Genomic DNA, 23,937 nt, shown 5'->3' on the forward strand with positions numbered 1-23,937 from the left:
CGATCCCACCATCCTCGACACGACCCGGGCCGTAGCGGCCCACACGGAGCGGGGTGGACTTGCGGATGCGCGGACCCCGGCGCCGTCCACGGCGTGCGCTCCCGCCCGGGTCGCGCCCACCCCGGGGCGGGTGGGCGCCGACCACCCACCTGACCGCCAGTCTCTCCGGTGTCCGGAGCGCTACCGACCGCGAGGAGTGGCACGCCATGCTCAACCTCCGCAACCGGAGCTTTCTCAAGGAGATCGACTTCGAGCCGGCCGAACTGCGGCATCTGCTGTGGCTGTCGGAAGCCGTCAAGATCGCCAAGTACGCCGGCAGCGAGACGAGGCGGCTCGACGGCAAGGAGATCGCGCTGATCTTCGAGAAGACGTCGACCCGCACCCGGTCGGCCTTCGAGGTGGCCGCGTTCGACCAGGGCGCTCACGTCACGTACCTCGACCCGTCCGGCTCGCAGCTGGGACACAAGGAGTCCGTCGCCGACACCGCGCGGGTCCTGGGCCGCATGTACGACGCCATCGAGTACCGAGGCTCCCGGCAGGCCGACGTCGAGACACTGGCGGCGTTCGCCGGCGTTCCGGTCTACAACGGTCTCACCGCCGAGTGGCACCCCACCCAGATGCTGGCCGACTTCCTCACCATGCACGAGTCGAGCGGGAAGCCGTACGACGCCCTCACCTACGCGTTCGTGGGCGACTGCCGGTTCAACATGGGCCGGTCGTTGCTGGTCATGGGCGCGCTGATGGGCGCCGACGTCCGCCTCGCCGGGCCCGGGTCGCTGGCCCCGCCGGACGACGTCGTCTCGACCGCTCGCGAGATCGCGGCGCGCACCGGCGCGCAGATCACCGTCACCACCGACGCCGCCGAAGCCGTCGCGGGCGTCGACTTCGTCCACACCGACGTCTGGGTGTCGATGGGTGAGCCGAAGGACGTCTGGACCGAGCGGGTGCGCTTGCTCACGCCGTACCAGGTCAACCGCGCGCTGCTGGAGAAATCCGGCAACCCGAGGGTGCGGTTCATGCACTGCCTGCCGGCGTTCCACGACCCGAACACCACGGTCGGGCGGGAGATGATGGAGCAGACCGGCATGCCCACCGGTCTCGAGGTCACCGGAGACGTCTTCGAGTCCCCCGCGAGCATCGTCTTCGACCAGGCCGAGAACCGCCTCCACACCATCAAGGCCCTGCTCGTGGCCACCCTCGGCAGCTGAGGCGGGCTCGTCATGCGCATCCTCGTGGCTCTCGGCGGCAATGCCCTGCTGCGCCGGGGCGAGCCGATGACCGCGGACGCCCAGCGCGCCAACGTCCGTACCGCGGCCCATGCCCTGGCACCCGTCGCCGCCCACCATCAACTGGTCGTCTCGCACGGCAACGGTCCACAGGTCGGTCTGCTCGCCCTGCAGGCCGCCGCCTACGCCGACGTCGAGCCGTATCCTCTGGACGTCCTCGGCGCGCAGACGGAGGGCATGATCGGCTATCTCATCGAGCAGGAGCTGGGCAACGTGCTCCCGCCGGACCAGCCGTTCGCGACCTTGCTGACGATGGTCGAGGTCGACGCGGCCGATCCGGCGTTCCAGCGGCCCACGAAGTTCGTCGGGCCGCTCTACGACGACGACCAGGCCGCCGGACTCGCCGCCGACCGGGGCTGGTCGTTCCGGCGCGACGGCGACAGACTGCGCCGCGTCGTGCCGTCGCCGGAGCCGAAGCGCATCTTCGAGATCCGGCCGATCCGCTGGCTCCTCGATCGCGGCGTTCTCGTGGTGTGCGCGGGCGGCGGCGGCATCCCGACCACCTGGCTGCCCGGCCGCCGGCAGGCCCTCGGCGGCGTCGAGGCGGTCATCGACAAGGACCTGGCCAGTGAACTGCTCGCGCGCGAGGTCGGCGCCGACCTGTTCGTCATGGCGACCGACGTACCCGGGGTGTTCCTCGACTGGGGCACGCCGGAGCAGCGGCAGCTGGATCACGTCACCCCGGAAGAGCTGCGCTCGCTGCCGTTCGCCGCCGGCTCGATGGGACCGAAGGTCGATGCAGCGGCGCGCTTCGTCGAGGCGACCGGACGGCGGGCCTCGATCGGCGCACTCGCCGACCTGGAGCGGATCGTCGCGGGCACCGCCGGGACGACGGTCGAGCCGGCCGCGGAGCGCGCGTTGGCGAAGGAGGAACGATGAACAGCTTCGGTGTGCACTCCGAGGTCGGCACGCTCCGCAAGGTGCTGGTCCACCGGCCGGATCTGAGCCTGCAACGACTCACCCCGGCCAACCACGACGATCTGCTCTTCGACGACGTGCTCTGGGTCGAGCGGGCGCAGTACGAGCACGACAGGTTCGTCACCCTGATGCGCGAACGCGGCGTGCAGGTGTACCTCCTCACCGACCTGCTCGCCGAGACCATCGCCGCCGACGACGACAACAGGACCCGGCTGATCGAGCTGGTCGCGTCGGAGTACACGGTGGGCTGGTCGCTGGTCGACGAGATCCGCGCGATGCTGAGCGAGCTCAAGTCCGAGGACCTGGCCCGCCATCTGGTCGGCGGCCTCACCGTCGCCGAGTCCGGTCTCGACCTCGGCCGGGCCGCGGGCAGCTCGCTGATCGGCGCGGCCGCGGCCGGCGACCCGAGCGTGTTCGTGCTGCCACCGCTGCCGAACACCCTGTTCACGCGGGACTCGTCGTGCTGGATCTACGGCGGGGTGTCGGTCAACCCCATGTACTGGCCGGCGCGGCGGCGCGAGGCCTACAACGTCGGCGCGATCTACCGCGGCCACCCGATGTTCCGCGACGCCGGGTTCGAGTTCTGGTACCCGCCGCAGGGCCGCGACGGGCGGCTCGAGATCGCCGACTTCGGCCGGGCGTCGTTGGAGGGCGGCGACGTCATGCCGATCGGCAACGGCGCCGTGCTCATCGGGATGAGCGAGCGCTCGCAGGGCCGGATGATCGAGCAGATCGCCAGGGCGCTGTTCACCGCCGGCGCGGCCGACCGGGTCATCGCGTGCGTGATGACGAAGGACCGCGCACACATGCACCTGGACACCGTCTTCACCCTCCTGGATCGCGACAAGGCGACCGCGTACCCGAAGGTCGTCGGGAACATCAAGGCGATCAGCCTGCGGCCGGGGCGGCGTGAGGGCGACTTCCACGTCACGACCGAACCGGACTTCGTCGCAGCGGTCGCCGACGCACTCGACGTGCCGAAGCTGCACGTCGTCGAGACCGGCGGCGACGCCTACCAGCAGGAGCGGGAGCAGTGGGACGACGGCAACAACGTCGTCGCGCTCTCCCCCGGTGTGGTCGTCGCCTACGAACGCAACACCCACACGATCGCGAAGATGCGCCGGGCCGGCGTCGAGGTGCTCGAGATCGAGGGCTTCGAGCTCGGCAAGGGCCGCGGCGGCGGGCACTGCATGACCTGCCCGCTCGAGCGTGACGCGATCTAGGCGGCCGCCGTGAGCACGGGGATGCGCTGGCTGGTCGCGATCATCGTCGCGGCCGCCATCGTGGCGCTGGTCGCCTACGCCCGCAATCCGGCCAAGGCCGGCCGGAGCCTGGACGACGCCGTGGCCGAGGGCTCGGTCGCGACGGCGGCGCCCTGATCGGCGGCGGACACCGACATGGCAGCCGACGACGCCGTACCCGAGGAGCGGACGCGACCACGCCCGCCCAGCCTGCTCGACGCCGTGGCGCCGGTCGTCGTGCTGGTGGTCCTGCTGACGCTCACCATCGTGCTGTTCGGCATCGACGCCGCCGCCGGGCCGCTGCAGGTGGCGCTGCTGGCCAGTGCGGTGTTCGCCGGCCTGGTCGCGCTGAAGAACGGGCACACCGTCGCCGCCGTCCGCGACGCGGCCATCGGCGGCGTGACGTCGGCGCTGGGCGCGGTCTTCATCCTGCTGGCCGTCGGCGCGATGATCGGCACCTGGAACATGGCCGGCGTCATCCCCACGGTGGTGTCGTACGGCCTGCTGTTCCTCGTCCCGGCCATCTTCTACGCCGCGGTGGCCGCGATCTGCGCGCTCGTCGGCGCCGTCACCGGCAGCTCCTGGACGACGGCCGCCACCCTGGGCGTCGCGTTCACCGGGATGGCGCCGATCCTCGGCATGTCGACCGCGATCACCGCGGGCGCCGTCGTGTCCGGGGCGTACATGGGCGACAAGATGTCGCCGCTGTCGGAGACCACGGTGCTGGTGCCCAGCCTGGTCGGCGGCGTCACGGTCAACCAGCACATTCGTGGCATGGCCTGGACCGCGTTCCCGGCGTTCGCGATCGCGCTCGTGGTGTTCCTCGTCATCGGGTTGTTCGCGGAGCCGGCGTCCTCGGCCGTCGGCACCGACGAGGCCCGCGACGCCCTCGCGGACGCGTTCTGGATCTCGCCGGTGAACCTCTTGCCGCTGATCCTGCTCGTGGTGCTGTCGCTGCTGCGCACGCCACCGTTCCTGGCGATCTTCTCGGTCGCGGTGTTCTCCGGCGTGTTCGCCTGGTTCACCCAGCCCGACGCCGTCGAAGCCTTCGTCGACGAGCCCGGGCAGAGCCGGCTGCTGACCGGCATCGAGGCGGTGTACGACGCCATGGCGAACGGGTTCGTCGCCGTGAGCGGCAACGCCACCATCGACGAACTGTTCTCCACCGGCGGCATGGCCGGCATGCTCACGACGGTCTGGCTGATCCTGGCGGCGCTGAGCTTCGCGGCCATCATGGAGCAGGCCGGGTTCCTCAACCGCCTCATCCAGCCGCTGGTGCAGCGCGTCCACTCCGATCGCGGCCTCATCGCGTCGGCCGGCGGCACCTCCCTCGGCCTCAACGTCGTCGCCGGCGACCAGTACGTCGCGGCGGTGCTGCCCGCCCGGGTGTTCCGTTCGGTCTTCGCCCGTCAGGGCCTGGCGCCGCGGATGTTGTCGCGCACCGTCGAGGACACCGGCACCGTCACGTCGCCGTTGGTCCCCTGGAACAGCTGCGGCGCGTACATGACCGGAGTGCTGGGCGTGCCCACGTTGGAGTATCTGCCGTTCGCCGTCTTCAACCTGCTCAACCCGCTGGTGACGCTGGCCTTCGCGGCCACGGGGTTCCGCATCGAGCACGTCGCGCCGCAGGCGGCGCAACCGGACGCGGCGCAGCCGGATGCCGTCCCGCAGCCGAACCGAGGAGACAGCCATGTCGAGTGACGCCCACGCGCCGGAGCGGCCGGCAGCCGTCGAACCACCCGGGGACGAGCCGCCGCGGCGCGGCCGCTTCAGCCTGCCGTCGGCGTACACGATCCTGTTCGCTCTCATCGTCCTCACCGCGCTCGCGACGTGGATCATCCCGGCCGGGCAGTACGCGCTCTCGCCCGAGGGCACGCCGATCCCCGGCACGTACGAGGAGGTCGAGTCCAACCCCCAGCGGATCATCGTCGACTCCCTCGAGGCGCCGATCAACGGGCTGTACGGCATCGAGGACCCGGCCACCGGCAACGTCGACGTCTTCAACACCGGCACGCTGTTCGGCGCCATCGACGTAGCATTGTTCATCCTGGTCATCGGCGGGTTCATCGGCATCACCATGCAGACCGGCGCCATCCAGGCGGGCATCGCCGTGCTGGTGCGGAAACTGCACGGACGTGAGCGCTGGCTGATCCCGATCCTCATGATGATCTTCGCCGCGGGCGGCACCACCTTCGGGATGGCCGAGGAGAGCCTGGCGTTCTACCTGCTCATCACGACCGTCATGATCGCGGCCGGATACGACGCCCTCGTCGGTGCGACGGTGATCCTGCTGGGCGCCGGCATCGGCGTGCTCGGATCGACGGTCAACCCGTTCGCCACGGGCATCGCCTCGGAGTTCGCCGACGTCCCGCTGACCGACGGCCTGTGGCTGCGACTGACCATCCTGGTCCTGTGTCTCGCGGCCGGCATCTGGTGGGTGCTGCGATACGCGACCCGGGTCCGCCGCGACCCGGACGCGTCCCTCGTCGCGGACCTGCGCGCCGCCAACCGTGAGCACTTCGCCTCAGCCGTGCCCGCGGACGGCGACGGCGACGGCGCCCGGCTGACCGGCCGCCACCAGCTCATCCTGCTGGTCTTCGGCGCCGCGTTCGCCCTGATGGTGTACGGCGTCGTGCCGTGGGACGACATCGGCATCGATCTGCCGACGCTCTGGTGGTGGTTTCCCGAGATGACCGCGTTGTTCCTGCTGTTCGCGATCCTCATCGGACTCATCGGCGGCATGGGCGAGGGCCGGTTGACGACGGTGTTCGTCGACGGCGCGCGCGATCTGCTGGGCGTCGCCCTCATCATCGGCATCGCCCGCGGCATCACCGTCGTCATGAACAACGGCCAGATCACCGACACCGTGCTGCACTGGGCCGAGAGCGCGCTCGGCGACGTCGGCGCGACCGCGTTCTCGATCGTGATGTACGCGCTGTTCCTGCCGCTGTCGTTCCTCATCCCGTCGTCGTCGGGCCTGGCCACCGTCGCGATGCCGATCATGGCGCCGCTCGCGGACTTCGCCGGCGCCGACCGCAGCCTGGTCGTGACCGCCTACCAGAGCGCGTCCGGCCTGCTCAACCTGGTGACCCCGACATCGGCCGTGGTGATGGGCGGGCTGGCGATCGCCCGGGTGCCGTACGGACGGTACCTGCGGTTCGTCTGGCCGTTGCTGGCGATCCTGGCCGCGATCACCGTCGTCATGCTGGGGATCGGCGCCGTCACCGCGTGAGGATGCCGGAGCGGACGATGGACCACATCGAGAACACGCACAGCACGATGACCACCAGCGACCAGACCGGGTAGTACGGCAGGAAGAGGAAGTTCGCGATCGCCGACAGGCCTGCCAGCGCCATGGCGACACCCGCCGCGACCCGGCTGCCGCCGAACAGCGCGAAGCCCGCGATCATGAGCAGGATCGCCATGACCAGGTGGATCCAGGCCCACGCCCCGACGCTGATGTCGTACGCGTACGCGGGCACATCGGCGTAGAAGTTCTCGTCGATGAGGGCGGTCAGGCCCTCGAGCGCCTGGAAGCCGCCGAGCAGGATCATCATCGTCCCGGCGAGGAAGACCCCGGCCTCGGCCCACGAGTCGGTCCGGGACATCTGCGTGTCGAACGTGCCGGCCATGGCCCCTCCCCGTGTCGGTCGGAGTCATGGTCGTCCCGCGCGGACGGCCGCCGCCTCACCCGGCCGGGGTGAACCGCGGTCTAGCGTGGGCACGGTGACCATCCACGAGCTGACCCGTGCGGACGCCAGGCGCATCGCCGTTCGCGCGCAGCTGCTCGACGCGCACCGGCCGGACGACCTGGCCGAGGTGGTGCGGGGGCTGACGCTGCTCGTCTACGACCCGACGGCCGCCGTGGCACCCGCGGCGGACCTCGTCGTGTGGAGCCGGCTGGGGTCGGAGTACGACCCGTCGTCGCTGGCCACGGCGCTGGCCGAGCAGAAGCTGGTCGAGCTGCGCGGTGTGATCCGCCCCATCGAGGACGTCGCTCTCCATCGCGCCGAGATGGCCGCCTGGGACGAGCCGGCGCCCGGCGAGCCGGCCTGGCGCGACCGCCTGCGCGAGTGGGTCCACGACAACGACGGGTTCCGGCTCGACCTCCTCGAGCGGTTGCGCGCCGACGGGCCACTGCGCTCGCGCGACCTCCCGGACACGTCCGTGCGGCCGTGGCGCTCGACCGGCTGGACCAACAGCCGCAACGTGCGTCAGATGCTGGAGCTCCTGGTGCAGCGCGGCGAGGTGGCCCTGCACGGCCGCGAGAACGGCGACCCGCTCTGGGACCTCGCCGCACGCGTGTACCCCGACGACGTCGTACCCGTCGCCGAGGCGGTGCGCCTCCGCGACGAGCGCCGGCTGCGCTCGCTCGGGCTGGTCCGGCCGGGGGTGCTGGAGTCCCCGGCCGGACCGGTCGGCGAGCCCGCGGTCGTCGACGGCGTCCGCGGATCCTGGCGGGTCGACCCCGCCCAGCTCGGCCGCCCGTTCGACGGACGGGCCGCGCTGCTGTCGCCGTTCGACCGCCTCGTCCACGACCGCAAGCGCATGGCCGAGCTGTTCGAGTTCGACTACCAGCTGGAGATGTTCAAGCCCGCGGCCCAGCGGCGGTGGGGCTACTTCGCGCTGCCGGTGCTCTACGGCGACCGCCTGGTCGGCAAGGTCGACGCGACGGCGGACCGCCGGGCGGGAGTGCTGCGGGTCGACGCCGTCCACGAGGACGCCGCCTTCACCCCCGCGATGGCCGAGGCGGTCGATCGTGAGATCGACGACCTCGCCACCTGGCTCCGGCTGGTCCTGGTCCGCCGCTGACGTATCGCCACCTGTACGAAGCAGTGATCACACACCGATCCTCACCCTCGGGAGGCGGACCCCGCACTGGTGATCTCGAGTGCGGCGCGGTGAGCGCGCCGGGTCGGTCCTGCTGCTCGTCCTCGTCGATCCCTGACGGTGGTGGTTGGCGGTTTGCTGGCGCCCTGGGCCCAGTAGACCGCCAACCAACGATCTCGCTCGGCCGTCACGAGACCCAGTAGGAGTACAGGTCGGCGTTGACCAGGTGGAAGCGGAACCGCACCTGCTGCCCGGCGAGTGTCGCGAGCTTCGCGCGCCCTCGCCACTTCACCGACGCGTCCAGCCGGTCGCCCATGATCGGGATCAGGTCCGCGCCCGTGAATCCGGGGATCGGCGCGCCGTCGGCCGTCAGCACCTCGACCACGAGGCTGCCCTCCTCGTGCACGGCGGCGTTGACGTGCAGGTCCGATCCGTCGAAGACGACCGGCTTCGTGGTGATCTCGCCGGCGTCGCCGAGGCCGGGCAGCGACGCGTTCGACATCGACGCGAAGCCGTCGCGGCGCCAGGTCGCCAGGCCCACCTGCCCGAAGTGCTGCTCGCGGTTCGGGTCGTCGGAGTCGGCGCCACCGTGGCCGTTCTGGAATCCGGCGTAGTACATCGAGATCGTCGAGTCGTCGACGAGGATGTTCGCGGCCGTGTAGAGGGCGCCGTCGTCCCACGCGCCACCCCGCCCGGGTTCCAGGATCGGGTCGCGCACCGGCCGTTCCCAGCGCAGCAGGTCACGCGACGTCGCCAGCTGCGGCAGCACCGGCCCGTCGGCCGCCGTCGCGTACTCGCCGGAGGTGTAGTCGGTGGTGAGGAAGACCCACGGGACGCCGATGTAGGTGCTCTCGTACGGCAGCACCGGCATGCCGTAGATCTGGCCCTCGAGTCCGCCGATCGCCTCGGCCGCGCCGTCGTCGGCGGAGTCGCCCATGACGGCCAGTTGCGGTGTCGTCCAGTTCTCCAGGTCCGGGCTGGTCGAGACGAAGGCCGCCCGCTCGTAGATGCCCGGCGTGCGTGAGGTGAACATGCGCTTCTTGATGGTGGCGATGTAGAGCCGTGACTTCGGGTCCCACGCGGTCTGCACGACGTCGCCGTCGTTGAGCAGGTGCTCCGCCCGCAGCGGCGTCCAGTCGTACCCGTTGGGCGACTTCCAGCCGTAGTAGCCGTTGCCGCCCGGCACGCCCGGCGCCGGCTGGGTCTTCATGAGGAAGTAGCGGCGGTCGGCGGGCGCGTCGGGGTTGTACACGACATGCGCGCCGCTGCCGGCCATGACGATGTTCGTCTGCGACGCCGGGATGTCGCCGTAGCCCACGCCGGACACCGTGGAGCGGCCGACCGGCTTGTCCCAGGTGACGCCGTCGGTGCTCTCGGCATAGCAGAGGTGGTAGTTCGGCGCCTGGTCGTTGTAGCACGTGTACCACATGCGGTAGAGGCCGTCGATCACGTAGACCGAGCCGTAGGTGTAGCTGCTGTCCTCCCACGGCCGGTCCGGCCGCAGCACCGGCCGCTCCCTCTTCTCGCCCGGGTGCACGACGCGCTCGACGTCGTGAGCAGACTCGATGCGGTAGTCGTCGAGGAACAGCTCGCGCTCGGTGCCCAGGTGGGGGTCGTACGACGGCGGCGCCGCGGTCAGGACGGCCTCGTCCCAGTACGAGACGCCGGCCGCGGCCTGCGAGCCGTAGATGTGCGCCGTCACGTGCGCGGTGGTCGGCGGGGCCACGCCGGTGACGGTGACCTCCTGCCACTCGGTGCTGAACACCGGCTCGACGTGGGTCTCGCCGACGCGGTTGCGGTCGAAGTCCCAGAACTCCAGGTACAGCCAGGCCGGCGAGCCGCTGCGACCCTTCAGGTTGGCGGTCAGCGTGTACTCGTCGCCGGCGGTGGCGACGATCCGCTCGCTGCGCACCGACACCGACGTGCCGGCCGCGTCGTTGATCTCCAACGACCCGAGCCCGGCCGTGCGGTAGGCGCCGAGGTTGACGATGTTCGCGCCGTCGGCGTTGCCCTCGACGCCCCAGCCGATCGGGTGGCCGCTGCGGGTGCCGGCGTCGAAGGCGCCGTTCTGCAGCAGCAGGCCGGGGGTGCCGACGACGGGCTGCGGCAGCGGCTGCGCGGCCACCAGCAGGGTGGACGACAGTGCGACGGCGGCGATGACGGCGCCGGCGGTCACGGCCGTGCGCAGGACGCGGCGGCGCAGCGTGCGGACAGGGGCCGGGTGAGGCATGACGACTCCGATGCTCCGGGGGACGGGGACGACATTCCGTGGTTCGGCAGCGAACACGGGCCGATGTTCCATGTCAAGACACACACGGTGACGACTGTGGTCTTGACCGCCGATACCGGACGGCTCTACCGTCGCCGCGCATAGGTATGGAACCGCGTTTCACTCAGTTGCCGAGTGTTGGGAGTTCCCTCATGCCCCCTCGTCCACGACCTCACCTGTCCGGCATCGTCGGAGGCCTGGTCGGCTTCGGCGCGGCCGTCGCCCTGCTCGGGGCCGGCCTGGGCGGGCCCGAGCGCGTCGACCCCGCGGCCGACACGCCCGCAGGCGCGATCAACCCGCTGCCCGCGGGCGACGGCCCGCCCGCCGACGCGTCGGTCACCGGCGTCGGCCCGGAGTGGAACGTGCTGAACTGGGGTCCGGGGCCGCGCGCCGCCGTGCCCGCCTCGTTCGGCTACGACACCGTGGTCGACGGGCGCACGAAGCAGAAGATCTTCGTGTCGTCGCAGGCCAACGACGACGTCGCGGGTGCGGACTCGATCGTCAACATGTCGCTGTCCGAGGACTCCGGGCTGTCGTTCCTCACCACCGAGCGCGACTACCCGACGACGGCGCTGAACATGACCCGCCTGCCCGACGGCTCGCTGTTCGCCGTCGACTTCATCCCGGAGTGGGCCGACAGCACCCAGACGTCGGTGAACCTGCTGTCCTGGCGGTCCACGGACGGCGGGCAGACCTGGGAACGGATCAAGGGCCGGTTCACGCCGCCCGCCGGCGAGCAGTTCGCCGGCACCAACCGCGGCCTGCGCGTCCACCGGGTCCCGCGGGTCCTCGACGACGGCGCCATCGTCGTCCCCGTCTACACCACCTACCGCTCGGCGCCGCGCCGGATCAGCGCGTTCCTCCAGTCCACCGACGGCGGCCACACCTGGACACAGCGCTCCGTCGTGCCGTCGAGCATCGGCACCAACGAGGTCGGCTGGGGGCACACGAAGGACGGCCGGCTGATCGCCGTCATGCGCACGGAGGGCGAGACGCCGGCCCGCCTGCGGGTCAGCTGGTCCAGCGACGACGGCCACACGTGGTCCCCGTCGCAGCCGCTGCTCGACCCCGGCGGCCAGCAGGTCGTCGGCATCTACCCCGACGTCGTGCTGCAGCCCAACGGCATCATGCTGATGAGCACGGGCCGGCCGGACAACCGCGTCTACATCGACTACGACGGCACCGGCGAGACCTGGGACGAGGTCCGTGACGTCTTCACCCTGTACCCGTCGGACACCGGCAACGGCCGCTACGACGGCTCCAGCGGCAACCAGTCGATGACCGGCGTCGGGGCCAGCCGGACGCTGTTCTTCGGCGACCGGTGCCACGTCTGGGGCTGCAAGGCCTACAACGAGCAGTACGGCGTGGTCGCGGTGCTGCTGAACGCCGTGACCGACGGCGTCGGCAAGATCGACGTCGCGTCGCAGCTGGCCGGGGGCGTGGCAGCGGTGACGGGCGACTTCGCGCCGGCCGATGCGCGCTTCCCCGAGCAGCGTCCCGAGGGTGCGTTCGACGGCAGCTCGCGGCCGAACTCCGCCGCCGTGCTGTCAGGCTCCGGCACCCCGGCGATGACGCTGAAGCTGGACCGGCCGTACTCGATCGACCGCATCGGCCTGATGCTCGGTGACGGCCAGCCGCTCGATGCCAACATCCAGCTCTCGCTCGACGGCCGCCGCTGGGGCAAGCCGGTGGTGCGCACGGCCGGCACCCGCGACCATTCGATGCGCTACACGGACTTCCCGGCGCAGCGAGCCCAGTACGTGCGGGTCACGACGCCGGCCGGCACCACCACGCCGATCACCGAGCTGGAGGTCTACGCCGCCGACGTGCAGACCTTCGAGAACGACCCGATCTACGGCATCCCGCGCGGCTTCGTCGACGCGAAGAACGCCACCGTCAACGACCAGGAGGTCGAGGGCTGGAACAGCAGCTCGTCGCTGCGGCTGTTCGACAAGTTCCTCGACGACAACGCGACGGCCACTAGGCCGGCGCCGCCCGTCGACCACCAGCGGGCGACGTTCGCGTGGAGCACCAACGACTTCCGCGGCCCCTTCACGTTCTCGGCCGAGGGGCGCTCCGGCGACGACGCCGTCACCCCGTGGCGGTTCCGGCTGGTGCCCGGGGCGAACGCGACGACGCCGCCGGCGGTGGAGGTCTCCGACGGTTCGACCTGGACGTCGCTGGGCTCGCTCTCCGCCGTCGTGCCGGTCAACACCTGGGTGCCGATCACCGTCGACACCACGACGTCCGAGGCGACGGTGACGATCGGCGCGCAGGAGTTCACCACGGGGGTCTCGGCGGAACCGGCCGACCAGCTCGCGGGACTGACCTTCACCACCGGCGACCCGATCGCCTACGGCATGTCGTTCTTCATCGACGACCTGAGTATCGGGGGCGTCTCGTAGGTACGGACTCCGGTCAGCCGCCCAGCGGGAGCTGGGCGGCTGCCGCCTCGTCGACCAGGCCGGCGTGGTTGTTGCGCACGTTCCCGACGTCGGGCCCGACCGGCCGCGCCGCCAGCGCGGTCCCCACCCGGCCCGCCGCCGAGCGGGCGAGGTCCAGCAGTGCGCCGGTGTCCTCGTTGCTCCGGTCCAGCCAGTCCGGGATCTCCTCCGCCGTCAGCAGCACCGGCATCCGGTCATGGATGTGCGCCAGCCCCGGCACCGGCGCCGTCGTGAGGACGCTGGCCGAGAGCACCCAGCGGTGCGGGTCGTCGGCCGGCGCCGACGGGTCCCGCCACCACTCGAACACGCCGGCCATCGCCAGCAGGCCGCCGGCCGGATGGATGAAGTAGGGGCGCTTCGTCCGTCCGGCCCCCCGCTGCCACTCGTAGTAGCCGCGGGCCGGCAGGACGCACCGGCGCCGGGCGACGGGACCGCGGAAGGCGGGTTTGTCGGCGACGGTCTCGATGCGGGCGTTGATCATCGTGGCGGCGGTGCCGGAGTTCTTGGCCCAGGACGGGATCAGGCCCCACCGCGCCGCATGCAGCTGCCGGGTCCGCTCGGGCGGCTCGTCGGTGCGTTCCAGCACGACGGGGACGCGGTCGGTGGGCGCGACGTTGTACGACGGCATCAGCTCCGCGACCGTGCCCGCGGCGATGGCGTCGAACTCGGCCGCGAGGTCGTCGATCGACGTGTCAGCGACGTAGCGTCCGCACATCCGGTCATTCTGCCGCAGGCGTCACGGCGCACCACAGCGGCAGGTCGTCGACGTGCGGGCCGACGTGCAGGGTGAACGGGCCGGGCTCGACCGCCCAGCCGCCGGCGGCCCAGTGGGCGAACGCGCGCCGTCCGATGCGCAGCCCCGCCTCGGCCGTCTCGCCGGCGTCCGCCCGCACGACGGCGAACCCGGCCAGCCAGCGCACCGGCCGCTCGACCGCGCTGCCCGGCCGCGACAGGTACGCCTGCACGACGTGTTTGCCGGGCCGCCCGCCGGTGTTGCGCACCGGCAGTACGACGTCGACCCCGCCGTCGCCGGCCGCGGCCACTCGCGGGGCGCCGAGCGACCACGTCGTGTACCCGAGACCGGACCCGAACGGGTACGCCGGCACCGCCCCGGCCCGCAGCCAGGCCCGATGACCGACGTGGATCGCCTCGTCGTAGGGCAGCCGGCCCTCGACGGGGGTGGTCGACAGCACCGGGACGTCCCGCTCCGCGGCCGGCCACGTGGTGGGCAGCCGCCCGCCTGGCTCCCGGACACCGAGCAGCACGTCGGCCAGCGCGTGTCCCAGCTCCTGGCCGCCGAACCAGGTCAGCAGCACGGCGGCGACGTCGTCGCGCCACGGCAGCAGCACCGGGGCGCCCGCCGTCACCGCGACCACCGTGCGCGGGTTCGCCGCCGCGACCGCCCGCACCAGGTCGTCCTGCCCGCCGGGCAACGCCAGCGTGGCACGGTCGAAGCTCTCGCTCTCGTCGTCGGCGCCGGTGCCGACGACGACGAGGACGGCGTCGGCCCCGCGGGCCGCGGCCACCGCGTCGGCGAGGGCGCCGGGGGTGTCCGGCCCGGCCGGGTCGGTGCCGACCACCAGCGTCCCGGCGGTGTGGTCGCCGGCGGGCAGGTCGAGCCGGGCGACCACGTCGACCGGACGGTCCGCGACCAGGTCGACCTCCACGCTCGCCACCGGCGGCGCCACCAGTCCCCCGGCGAACGCCGTGCCGTCGTGTTCGAGCACGGTGTCGAGCACCGTGGCGCCGTCGACCGTCAGCCGGACCCGCCCTCCCGCCGCCACGCCCAGCCGAGCGACGCCACCGTGGACCGGCCGGTACACCGCCGCGAGCTCCACCGACGCCGCTCCGGCCAGCCGCCGCGACCCCAGCCGGGTCAGCTCGGCTGAGCGGTACCGTTCCGAGCGCAGCACCGTGCCACCGGCGGACCGGACGACCAGCCGCACGCCCGGCTCGCCGGTCTCGGGGTCGGTGAGATCGGCGGGCGGCAGCGCGACCAGACCCCGCCGCACCCGCGCACCGAGCGACCACCGCACGTCGACACCCGGCAGTGCGGCGCGCAGGCCGTCGAGCGGCGACACCACCCGCTCGGGCTCCACGTACGCGCTGCCGCCGCCCTGGGTGCGGGCCAGCACGGCGGCCGGGCCGATGACGGCGACGGAGCGCAGCTCGGCCGCGTCCCACGGCAGCTCGCCGCCGGCGTTGCGCAGCAGCACCATGCCCTCGGCGGCCGCCTCACGCGCGAACGCCACCCCATCGACGACCGGCGATGGGCGCGCCGTGACCGCGTCCAGCGCACCCACCCGCGCCGCCAGCCGGAGCAGCCGCCGCACCTTCTCGTCGACCGCCTCCTCGGGCACCGAGCCGGCTCGCACGGCGTCCACCAACGCGTCGCCCCACGGCCCAGCTGGGCCCGGCATCACCAGGTCCAGCCGCGCGCGCCCCGCCGCGGACGTCGTGCGTGCCGCACCCCAGTCGGACACGACGACGCCGTCGAAGCCCCACTCACCGCACAACGGCTCGGCCAGCAGCGGGTTCTCCGTCATCGTCGCGCCGTTCACCGAGTTGTACGCCGCCATCACCATCCACGGCCGCTCCTCGACGACGGTGTCCTCGAACGCGGCCAGGTACAGCTCGCGCAGCGTCCGCTCCCCCACCACGACGTCGACGGTCAGCCGCTCGGTCTCGGCGTCGTTGCCTACATAGTGCTTCGGGCACGCCCCGACGCCGCCGTTCTGTACGCCGCGCACGTACGCCGCCGCCAGCCGCGACGTCAGCAGCGGGTCCTCCGAGTAGGCCTCGAAGTGCCGCCCGCCCAACGGGCTGCGATGCAGGTTCACGGTCGGCCCGAGCAGCACGTCGGCGCCGACCCGCCGGGTCTCCGCCGCCAGCACCGCACCGAACCGCTCGGCCAGCTCGACGTCCCAGCTGGCGCCGAGCGCCGTGCCGGACGGCAGGTTCAGGGCGGTGACCGCGCCGCCGCGATGCGCGGCCCGGACCCCGGCCGGGCCGTCGGTCAGCACCACGGTCCGCAGCCCGATGGCGGGCTCGGCCCGCAGGTGCCACGAGTCGGTCCCGGTGAGCAGCCGCACCTTCTGCTCGAGCGTCAACTTCGCCAGCAGGTCGTCCATCGGATCACGCGGGCGCGCCGACGGTGCGCCCGCCGGTCGGCTCGCAGGCGATGAACTCCTGCTCCGGCCCGCCCTCGGGGGCGTCGAGCAGTCGCAGCAGCATGCGCACCGCGGCCGCGCCGATCTCGCGGCTGGGGGTGCGCAACAGGGTGAGCGCGGGGTCGGGCGAGAGGACGTTCTCGCGGTCGCCGTGGTCGCCCAGTCCGACGACGCTCAGCGCGCCCGGAACGTCGACCCCCCGCGCCAGTGCGGCCTCGTACAGCCGGTGCGCGACGTAGGAGGACTCGGCGATGACGGCGGTCGCGCCGGACTCCTGCGCGGCGGCCAGCACCGCCGCTTCGTCGCCGGCCACCGGCACCCGCGGGAGGTCCGGGTTGGCCGCGCCGAAAGCGACCATGCGGGCTCGTTTCGCGCCGAGCCGGTGCCGCGCGCAGGCCGCCGCGAACCCGGTGCGCCGCTCGACCAGCGTCTCCTGCGTGCGGGTGCCGGCGACGTAGAGCAGCCGCCGGTGCCCACGCGCGTACAGGTCCTCGACGACCGAGCCGGCGCCGGCCGCGTAGTCGGCCGCCACCCACGACACCTGCGGCCCGACGTCGTCGTGCCGGCCGATCATGACGAACGGGTAGCCGTCGGCGGACAGCTTGGCCAGCTCGCCGCTGTCGACCCGGCCACCGACCAGGATCGCGCCGTCGGCCAGCCGCAGCATGTTCGCGTCGCGGTTGTAGATGGACCGCTCCCCCGAGTCGTTCTTCGCGCCGGTGAACAGCAGCAGGTGGTGCGCGACCGCCTCGGCCTCCTCCTCGATGCCGAGCAGGAACTCGTAGTAGAAGTCGCGGCTCTCCCACGGGAACAGCCGCTGGTAGGTGAACGCGCCGATGATGCGGTTGCGGCCACCGGCCAGGCTCTGCGCGGCGATGTTCGGCGTGTAGTGGAGCTCGCGGACGGCCTGCCACACCCGCTCGCGGGTCTGCTCGCTGACGCGGATGGCGTCGTTCTTGCCGTTGATGACCGTGGAGACGATGGCCGTGGAGACGTTCGCGGCGCGAGCGACGTCGCTCTGCGTCACGCGACGGTTGCCGGGCCGGCGGCGCTGCGCCACGAGTACCTGCTTCCCAGTTCCGGCGAACCTCGCCGGACCCACCCATTGACGACGGAACGGTCCGAGTCTAGCATCGGCTAACGCGCTTAATCATAGCGCTTAATCACAGCGCTTAATCAGCTTCTGACGAGCCAGGAGGCGCCGATGGACCTCGAGACCGATGTGCTCGTCGTCGGCGGCGGGCTGGGCGGTGTCGCGGCGGCGCTCGCGGCGCTGCGACTGGGCCGCCGGGTCGTCCTCACCGAGGAGTCGCCGTGGCTGGGCGGCCAGCTCACGTCGCAGGCCGTCCCCCCGGACGAGAACGCGTGGGTCGAGACGTTCGGCGCTCCCGCCAGCTACCGCCGTCTGCGCGCCGAGATCCGCGATCACTACCGCCGGCACTACCCGCTGACGGAGTCCGCGCGGGCCGCCGCCGCGCTGAACCCCGGCGACGGCCGGGTCAGCCCGCTGTGCCACGAGCCCAAGGCGGCGCTCGCGGCGATCCAGGCGACGCTGGCGCCGTACCTGGCGAACCGGAGGCTCACGGTGCTCACCGGCACCCGGCCGCGGTTCGTCGAGACCGGCGGCGACGTCGTCACCGCGGTACGGTTCGAGGCGACCGGCGGCGACGCCGGTGACGTCACCGTCCGCGCCCCCTATGTCCTCGACGCCACCGAACTGGGCGACGTCGTGGAGAAGTCCGGCACCGAGTCGGTCATCGGCGCCGAGAGCCGCGACCAGACCGGCGAACTGCACGCTCTGCCCGGCCCGCCGCAGCCGCTCGACCAGCAGTCGTTCACCTGGTGTTTCGCCCTGGACTACCGCGAGGGCGAGAACTGGACCATCGACCGCCCGGCCGGCTACGGCTTCTGGCGCGACCATGCGCCGGACTACTGGCCGGGTCCGCTGCTCTCCTGGACCGACGTGCGGCCGGACTCGCTCGCCGTCCGGACCCATCCGCTGTTCACCGACGCCGCGACGCCCACCGGCGGGCACGGCATCGACCGCTGGACGTTCCGGCGGCTCCTCAGCGTCCGTACGTTCACGCCCGGCTTCCTGGCCAGCGACGTCACCCTCGTCAACTGGCCGCAGAACGACTACGTGCTCGGCCCGCTGGTCGGCGTCGGCCCGGCGGAACGGCAGCGCCACCTCGACGCCGCCATGCAGCTGAGCCGTTCGCTGCTCTACTGGATGCAGACCGAAGCGCCGCGGCACGACGGCGGCACCGGCTACCCCGGCCTGCGCCCACGCGGCGACCTGCTCCGCGACGGCGTGCCAGACGACGCCGGACTGGCGCTGCGCCCGTACGTCCGCGAGTCGCGGCGCATCGCCGGCGAGGTCACCGTCGTCGAGGAGCACGTCGGCGTCGAGGCCCGCCGCACCGCCGGGTTGCCGCCCGGCTCGGAGGTCTTCCCCGACTCCGTCGGCATCGGCTGCTACCGCATCGACCTGCACCCCAGCACCGGCGCCGGCACCCCGCGCAGCTACGTCGACATCGCCTGCCACCCGTTCCAGGTGCCGCTCGGCGCGCTGCTGCCCGTCCGCATGGAGAACCTGATCGCCGCGGCGAAGAACATCGCCACCACGCACGTCACCAACGGCGGCTACCGGCTGCACCCGGTCGAGTGGACCATCGGCGAGGCGGCCGGCGCACTGGCCGCACACTGCCTCGAGACCGGTCTCCCGCCGCGCGCGGTGCGCGCCAAGCCCGTCGCGCTGGAGCGGTTCCAGCGCCTGCTCACCGGCGTCCTCGGCGCCGAACTGGCCTGGCCCGAGCGCGTCCGCACCAGCACCGTCTGACCCCCGCTCCCCTTCCCCCTGGAGGGACCATGCCCCCGACCACCGTCACCCGGCGCACCCTGCTCAGCATGGCCGCCGCGGTCCCGCTGTTCCACGGCGCCACGAAGCTCAGCGTCGCGGCCGCCGGCGCCGACCCCGCGGCCGGCGTCGTCAAGGCCTCCGACTTCGGCTTCGACCCCGAGGACTCCACGGCCGCGCTGACCGCCGCCCTGGACAGCGGCGCCGACGTCGTCGTCATCGATCACGTCGGCCAGGACTGGATCACCGGGCCGCTGTGGATCAACCGCGACGACCTCACCGTCATCGTCGAGGACGGCGTCACCCTCCGCGGCAAGGCGGCCGGGTTCCCGGACACCCGCGACGGCATCTGGCGCATCCACGGCCGGCGCAACGTCAAGCTCATCGGCTACGGCGCCACCTGCGCCATGACCAAGGCCGAGTACACCGGCGAGTGGCGCGCCATCGTGCGCATGGGCACCAGCGAGAACGTCACCGTCGAGGGCCTGGTGCTGCGTGGCGCCCCCGGCGACGGCATCATCACCGGCGCCGGGTCGACGAACGTCACCATCCGCAACGTCGTCTGCGACGACAACAAGCGCAACGCCATCAGCGTCATCTACGCCGACGGCCTGCTCATCGAGGGCAGCGCGTTCGTCAACACCGAGGGCACGCTGCCCGAGGCCGGCATCGACCTCGAGCCCGACACCGCGGCACAGCTGATCAAGGACGTCGTCATCCGCGACTGCGTGTTCGCCGGCAACCGCACGTACAGCTTCGAGATCAACCTGATGCGCTACCAGGCCACCAGTACACCCGCGTCGGTGCTGGTCGAGCGGTGCTACATGGGCCCGACCGGCGACGCCGTCGTGCACGTGCAACCCGGGACCAAGGGCCCGGCGAGCGGCTCGGTGATCTTCCGCGACTGCGTGTTCGATGCCGGCGACTCGCCCGGCACGGTCAACGTGTACGGCCAGCGCGGCTACGACGGCCTGCGGACGACGTTCGAGCGGGTCGCGTTCACCGCGCTGCGCGACCCGGCCCGGACCGACGCATTCGTGAAGGTCTGGTCCGGCATGGTGACGGTGCTGCCGGAGTACGGCAACATCGGGTTCACCGACTGCCTGGCCCTGGCCGACCTCGACGGCCCGTTCCTCGCCGGCATGGAGGGCGCCGGCGACCCCGTCCTCGCCAACGTGCAGGGCACCCTCTGGGCGGTCCGCCCGCAGCAGCCCGTCGTCGAGACGGCGGGCGCCACCCGCGACGTCGACCTCGACCTGCGGCCCACGACCGGCGCCGGCACCGTCGTCGTCACCAGCGACCGGCGCTGGGTACGAGCCGGCGAGACCGCCACCGTCACCGTCCGGCGGCTGGGCTCCGACCTCGCCGCACCGCTCGCGCTGCACTACGACCTGTCCGGCACCGCGCGGCACCGGGTCGACTACGACGGCCTGCCCGGCGTCGCCGTCATCGCGCCGGGACAGCGCGCCGTCACGATCCCCGTCCGGGCCCGCGACACCGGCGACACCACCCCGCGCGAGCTGCGGCTGACGCTGCGTCCGCTGCCCGGCACCACCGTCGCCGGCCGCGACGCCGTGACGCTGCGCGTCGCCGGCTGACCCGACCTCCCGAGGAGCACACCATGACCCACCCGACCCGCGCCCTCAACCGGCGCACCCTCCTGGGCCTGGGCGCCGGACTCGGCGCCCTGGCCGGCACCGGGTTCCTGTCCGCCTGCGCGACGTCGTCGTCCACCCGCGGGGGCGGCGAGTCCGCCAGCCCACGGGCCACCGGCGACCCGGACAACCCGCTCGGCGTGCCCGCGGACCTGCCGCTGGAGGCCGTCATCTTCAAGGGCGGCTACGGCGACCAGTACGCGATCGACGCCCAGGCCGTCTACCAGCAGCGTTTCCCGCAGGCGCAGATCCAGCACACCGGCGGGCAGGAGCTGGCCAAGCTGCTGCAGCCGCGCTTCGTCTCCGGCGACGTGCCCGACGTCATCTGCAACGCCGGCGCCGGCGCGCTGATGCTCGCCCCACTGGTCGAGAACGGCCAGCTGACGGACCTGACCCCGCTGCTGGACGCCCCCGCCGACGGCGGCGACGGAAGGACCGTCCGCGACACGCTGCTGCCGGGCGTCGTCGAGCAGGGCACGTTCGGCGGGGTGCCGTACGCGCTCAACTACACCTTCACGGTGCACGGCCTGTACTACAGCAGCGCCCTCTTCGACGAGCACGGCTGGACCTACCCGGGCACCTGGACCGAGATGCTGGACCTGTGCCAGGAGATCAAGGACTCCACCGGCATGGCGCCCTGGACCTACCAGGGCAAGAACCCCGGCTACATCCTGACGCCGCTGGTCATGATGGCCGTCAAGGCCGGCGGCCGGGACGTCATCGACGCACTGGACAACCTCGACCCGGACGGCTGGACCAGCGCGCCGATGATGGAGTCGGCGCGGGCGATGTACCAACTGGTCGAGCGCGACTTCATCATGCAGGGCACGTCCGGCCTCACCCACATCCAGGCGCAGACCTACTGGGCCAACGGCGAGGCCGCCTTCATCCCGTGCGGGTCGTGGCTGGAGAGCGAGCTCGGCGACGTCACGCCGGACGGCTTCGACATGGTCATCGCGTCGCCGCCCGCCCTCACCGACGACGACGCGCTGCCGCAGGCCGCCATCCGCGGCATGGGCAACGAGCCGTTCATCGTCCCGGCGCAGGCGGAGAACCCGTACGGCGGCATGGAGTTCCTGCGCATCATGCTGTCGCCGGCGTCGTCGCAGAACTTCACCCGGCAGACGCAGACGCTGACCAGCCTGGCCGAGTACGACCCGCAGTCGGCCGGCACCGGACTCACGTCGGTGCGCGACGCGCTGAGCGCGTCGGGCGACGACACGTTCTTCTGGCGCTACGGCACCTGGTACTCGGCGCTGCAGACCGAGGCGGCCAACGCCACGAGCGCGCTGATGACCGGCGAGATCGACCCGGACGAGTGGGGCCGGCGCTGCCAGGCCGCCGCCGACGCCGTCCGGGAAGACGACTCGATCGAGAAGTACGGGGACCAGTGACGTCATGCGTGCCGGCAGTCTCAGGTTCGTCGTCACGGCCCTCGCCGTCCCGATCCTCCTCTACGGCGTCCTCGTCATCTCCCCGTACGCCCAGTCGTTCTACATCTCGCTGACCGACTGGAACGGGCTGTCGCCGGAGCGGACGTTCGTGGGGCTGGACAACTACGTCCGGCTGGTCCAGGACGACGTGTTCTGGATCTCGGTGTGGCACAACGTCATCGCGGTGCTGGTGATCCCGGCCGTGACGCTGGCGCTGGGGCTGTTCTTCGCGACGATGATCCACGTCGGCCGGTACCGCGCCCGCGGCGGCGGCCGCGGCGTGCGGGGCGCCGCGGTCTACCGCATCGTCTACTTCTTCCCGCACCTGCTGTCGATCGCTGTGGTCGGCGTGCTGTTCTCCACCGTCTACGACCCGACCGACAGCGGCCTGCTCAACGGCGCGCTCGGCCTGGTCGGCATCGAGCCGGTGAACTGGCTGGGCGACCGCGGCACCGCCTACCCGGCGATGCTGGCAGTGATCATCTGGCTGTCCGTCGGCTTCTACGTGATCCTGTTCACCAGCGCGATGAGCTCGATCCCGGTGGACATCTTCGAAGCCGCCCGGCTCGACGGCGCGTCGCGGTGGCAGACGTTCTGGCGCATGACGTTGCCGCTGATCTGGGACACCGTCCAGGTTGCCGGCATCTACCTCGGCATCCATGCGCTGGACATGTTCGCGATCGTCAACGTGATGTCGGCGGCCGGCGGGTCGGGCGGGCCGGACAACGCCACCCAGGTGCTGGGCAACTACCTGTACCTCACCGCCTTCCAGAACAGCGAGTTCGGCTACGCCACCGCCATCGGCGTCGCCCTGCTGCTGCTCACCCTGGCCTTCGCCGCCGCGGCGCTGCGGCTGACCCGGCGCGAGCGCGTCGAATTCTAGGAGGATCGATGAGCCTCGATACGACGCGTGCACCCGGCCCCGCGGCGCCTCCCGCGGCGCGGCCGGCGCCGCCCGGGCCGGGTGACGGCCGCTCCGCCACCGGCAGCGTCCTCAACGTCTTCACCCACGGCTTCCTGCTCACCTGGGCGGCGCTGGTGGTGATTCCGCTGGCGTGGTGCGTGATGTCGGCGTTCAAGACCAATGACGAGCTGCTCAGCAGCCCGTGGAGCCTGCCGGGCGCGCTGCGGTGGAGCAACTTCGCCGACGCGTGGACGAACGCGGAGATCGGCCGCTACTTCGTCAACACGGTGGTCGTGGTGACGCTCGGGACGGCGTTGACGTTGGCCATGGGCGCCACCGTCTCCTACGTCGTCGCGCGCTACGCGTTCCGCGGCAACCGGCTGGTGTACTTCCTGTTCGTCATCGGCATGACGTTTCCGACGTTCCTCGCCATCGTGCCGCTGTTCTTCATCGCGCAGAGCCTGCGGCTGGCCGACTCGCTACCCGGCCTCGCCGTCGTCTACGCCGCGTACAACCTGCCGTTCGCCGTCTTCTTCCTCACCGCCTACTTCCGGACGCTGCCGACGTCGCTGTCCGAGGCCGCGTTCATCGACGGCTGCGGACACTGGGGCACGTACCTGCGGATCATGCTGCCGCTGGCCCGGCCGGGCCTGGTGAGCGTCGGCATCTTCGTGGTGCTCGGGCAGTGGAACCAGTACCTGCTGCCGCTCATCCTGCAGTCCAGCCCGGAGAACTACGTGCTCGCCCAGGGACTGGCCAACCTCGCGGTCAGCCAGGGCTACGCCGGCAACTGGAGCGCGCTGTTCGCCGGCCTCACCATCTCGATCGTCCCCGTCCTCGTCGTCTACCTCAGCTTCCAGCGGCAGATCCAGGGCGGCATGGTCACCGGCGCCCTGAAGTAACTCCCGTCCAGCCCGCAAAGGAGGAACC

18 protein-coding genes are annotated in these 23,937 nt (G+C 72.0%); 13 read left to right on the forward strand and 5 right to left on the reverse strand.

Features of this window, described 5'->3' with window-relative positions; all coding sequences use genetic code 11:
* Positions 1 to 206: 206 nt before the first annotated feature.
* The 6 genes from argF to DZA62_RS11275 are packed head-to-tail and all read left to right on the forward strand — an operon-like array spanning position 207 to position 6,677.
* Positions 207 to 1,208 (forward strand): ornithine carbamoyltransferase, encoded by a 1,002-nt coding sequence (gene argF / locus DZA62_RS11255; protein ID WP_116948966.1) that lies wholly within the window; start codon positions 207 to 209, stop codon positions 1,206 to 1,208.
* 12 nt (positions 1,209 to 1,220) lie between these two features.
* Positions 1,221 to 2,165, forward strand: coding sequence for a carbamate kinase (gene arcC, locus DZA62_RS11260; protein WP_116948967.1), 945 nt, complete (start codon positions 1,221 to 1,223; stop codon positions 2,163 to 2,165).
* Positions 2,162 to 3,427 carry an arginine deiminase gene (locus DZA62_RS11265; protein WP_116948968.1) on the forward strand — a complete coding sequence of 422 codons (1,266 nt, stop codon included), beginning with the start codon at positions 2,162 to 2,164 and terminating at the stop codon, positions 3,425 to 3,427. Before arcC ends, DZA62_RS11265 begins: the two co-directional genes overlap by 4 nt.
* A gap of 9 nt (positions 3,428 to 3,436) precedes the next feature.
* Positions 3,437 to 3,583, forward strand: a complete 147-nt coding sequence (locus DZA62_RS35660) for a hypothetical protein (RefSeq protein WP_157987602.1) — start codon at positions 3,437 to 3,439, stop codon at positions 3,581 to 3,583.
* 18 nt (positions 3,584 to 3,601) lie between these two features.
* A complete protein-coding gene (locus DZA62_RS11270; protein WP_116948969.1) occupies positions 3,602 to 5,146 on the forward strand; it encodes a Na+/H+ antiporter NhaC family protein in 1,545 nt (514 codons plus the stop codon).
* A complete protein-coding gene (locus tag DZA62_RS11275) occupies positions 5,136 to 6,677 on the forward strand; it encodes a YfcC family protein (RefSeq protein WP_116948970.1) in 1,542 nt (513 codons plus the stop codon). Before DZA62_RS11270 ends, DZA62_RS11275 begins: the two co-directional genes overlap by 11 nt.
* Here DZA62_RS11275 and DZA62_RS11280 read toward each other — a convergent pair.
* The gene (locus tag DZA62_RS11280; protein WP_116948971.1) at positions 6,667 to 7,077 is read right to left on the reverse strand and encodes a DUF7144 family membrane protein; all 411 of its coding nucleotides are present in this window, start codon (positions 7,075 to 7,077) and stop codon (positions 6,667 to 6,669) included. The genes DZA62_RS11275 and DZA62_RS11280 overlap by 11 nt on opposite strands.
* A gap of 94 nt (positions 7,078 to 7,171) precedes the next feature.
* Here DZA62_RS11280 and DZA62_RS11285 point away from each other — a divergent pair, with 94 nt between their 5' ends.
* A complete protein-coding gene (locus tag DZA62_RS11285; protein ID WP_198663639.1) occupies positions 7,172 to 8,257 on the forward strand; it encodes a DNA glycosylase AlkZ-like family protein in 1,086 nt (361 codons plus the stop codon).
* A 205-nt stretch (positions 8,258 to 8,462) separates the two neighbouring features.
* Here DZA62_RS11285 and DZA62_RS11290 read toward each other — a convergent pair whose 3' ends face one another.
* Positions 8,463 to 10,505, reverse strand: a complete 2,043-nt coding sequence (locus DZA62_RS11290) for a glycoside hydrolase family protein (protein ID WP_116948973.1) — start codon at positions 10,503 to 10,505, stop codon at positions 8,463 to 8,465.
* 191 nt (positions 10,506 to 10,696) lie between these two features.
* Here DZA62_RS11290 and DZA62_RS11295 point away from each other — a divergent pair, with 191 nt between their 5' ends.
* Positions 10,697 to 12,949 (forward strand): sialidase family protein, encoded by a 2,253-nt coding sequence (locus DZA62_RS11295; RefSeq protein ID WP_116948974.1) that lies wholly within the window; start codon positions 10,697 to 10,699, stop codon positions 12,947 to 12,949.
* Between the two features lie 13 nt (positions 12,950 to 12,962).
* Here DZA62_RS11295 and DZA62_RS11300 read toward each other — a convergent pair whose 3' ends face one another.
* The 3 genes from DZA62_RS11300 to DZA62_RS11310 are packed head-to-tail and all read right to left on the reverse strand — an operon-like array spanning position 12,963 to position 17,218.
* Positions 12,963 to 13,703: an SOS response-associated peptidase gene (locus tag DZA62_RS11300; RefSeq protein ID WP_116948975.1), complete on the reverse strand. Its 741-nt coding sequence runs from the start codon at positions 13,701 to 13,703 to the stop codon at positions 12,963 to 12,965.
* A 4-nt stretch (positions 13,704 to 13,707) separates the two neighbouring features.
* Positions 13,708 to 16,119, reverse strand: a complete 2,412-nt coding sequence (locus DZA62_RS11305) for a glycoside hydrolase family 3 C-terminal domain-containing protein (RefSeq protein WP_116948976.1) — start codon at positions 16,117 to 16,119, stop codon at positions 13,708 to 13,710.
* 4 nt (positions 16,120 to 16,123) lie between these two features.
* A complete protein-coding gene (locus DZA62_RS11310; protein WP_198663640.1) occupies positions 16,124 to 17,218 on the reverse strand; it encodes a LacI family DNA-binding transcriptional regulator in 1,095 nt (364 codons plus the stop codon).
* Positions 17,219 to 17,362: 144 nt separating this feature from the next.
* Between DZA62_RS11310 and DZA62_RS11315 the strand changes: the two genes are divergently transcribed.
* Genes DZA62_RS11315 through DZA62_RS11335 form a run of 5 tightly spaced genes read left to right on the forward strand, consistent with a single transcriptional unit; the run spans position 17,363 to position 23,909 of the window.
* Positions 17,363 to 18,997 carry an FAD-dependent oxidoreductase gene (locus tag DZA62_RS11315; protein WP_116948978.1) on the forward strand — a complete coding sequence of 545 codons (1,635 nt, stop codon included), beginning with the start codon at positions 17,363 to 17,365 and terminating at the stop codon, positions 18,995 to 18,997.
* Between the two features lie 29 nt (positions 18,998 to 19,026).
* Entirely contained in the window at positions 19,027 to 20,613 is a 1,587-nt protein-coding gene (locus DZA62_RS11320; RefSeq protein WP_116948979.1) for a right-handed parallel beta-helix repeat-containing protein, read from the forward strand.
* A 23-nt stretch (positions 20,614 to 20,636) separates the two neighbouring features.
* Positions 20,637 to 22,064 carry an N-acetylglucosamine/diacetylchitobiose ABC transporter substrate-binding protein gene (gene ngcE / locus DZA62_RS11325; RefSeq protein ID WP_116948980.1) on the forward strand — a complete coding sequence of 476 codons (1,428 nt, stop codon included), beginning with the start codon at positions 20,637 to 20,639 and terminating at the stop codon, positions 22,062 to 22,064.
* Positions 22,065 to 22,068: 4 nt separating this feature from the next.
* Positions 22,069 to 22,986, forward strand: coding sequence for a carbohydrate ABC transporter permease (locus DZA62_RS11330; RefSeq protein ID WP_116948981.1), 918 nt, complete (start codon positions 22,069 to 22,071; stop codon positions 22,984 to 22,986).
* An 8-nt stretch (positions 22,987 to 22,994) separates the two neighbouring features.
* Positions 22,995 to 23,909 carry a carbohydrate ABC transporter permease gene (locus tag DZA62_RS11335; protein ID WP_116948982.1) on the forward strand — a complete coding sequence of 305 codons (915 nt, stop codon included), beginning with the start codon at positions 22,995 to 22,997 and terminating at the stop codon, positions 23,907 to 23,909.
* The last annotated feature ends 28 nt before the right edge of the window (positions 23,910 to 23,937 follow it).

The organism is Jiangella endophytica (genome assembly GCF_003427025.1).
GTDB classification, from domain to species: Bacteria; Actinomycetota; Actinomycetes; order Jiangellales; family Jiangellaceae; genus Jiangella; species Jiangella endophytica.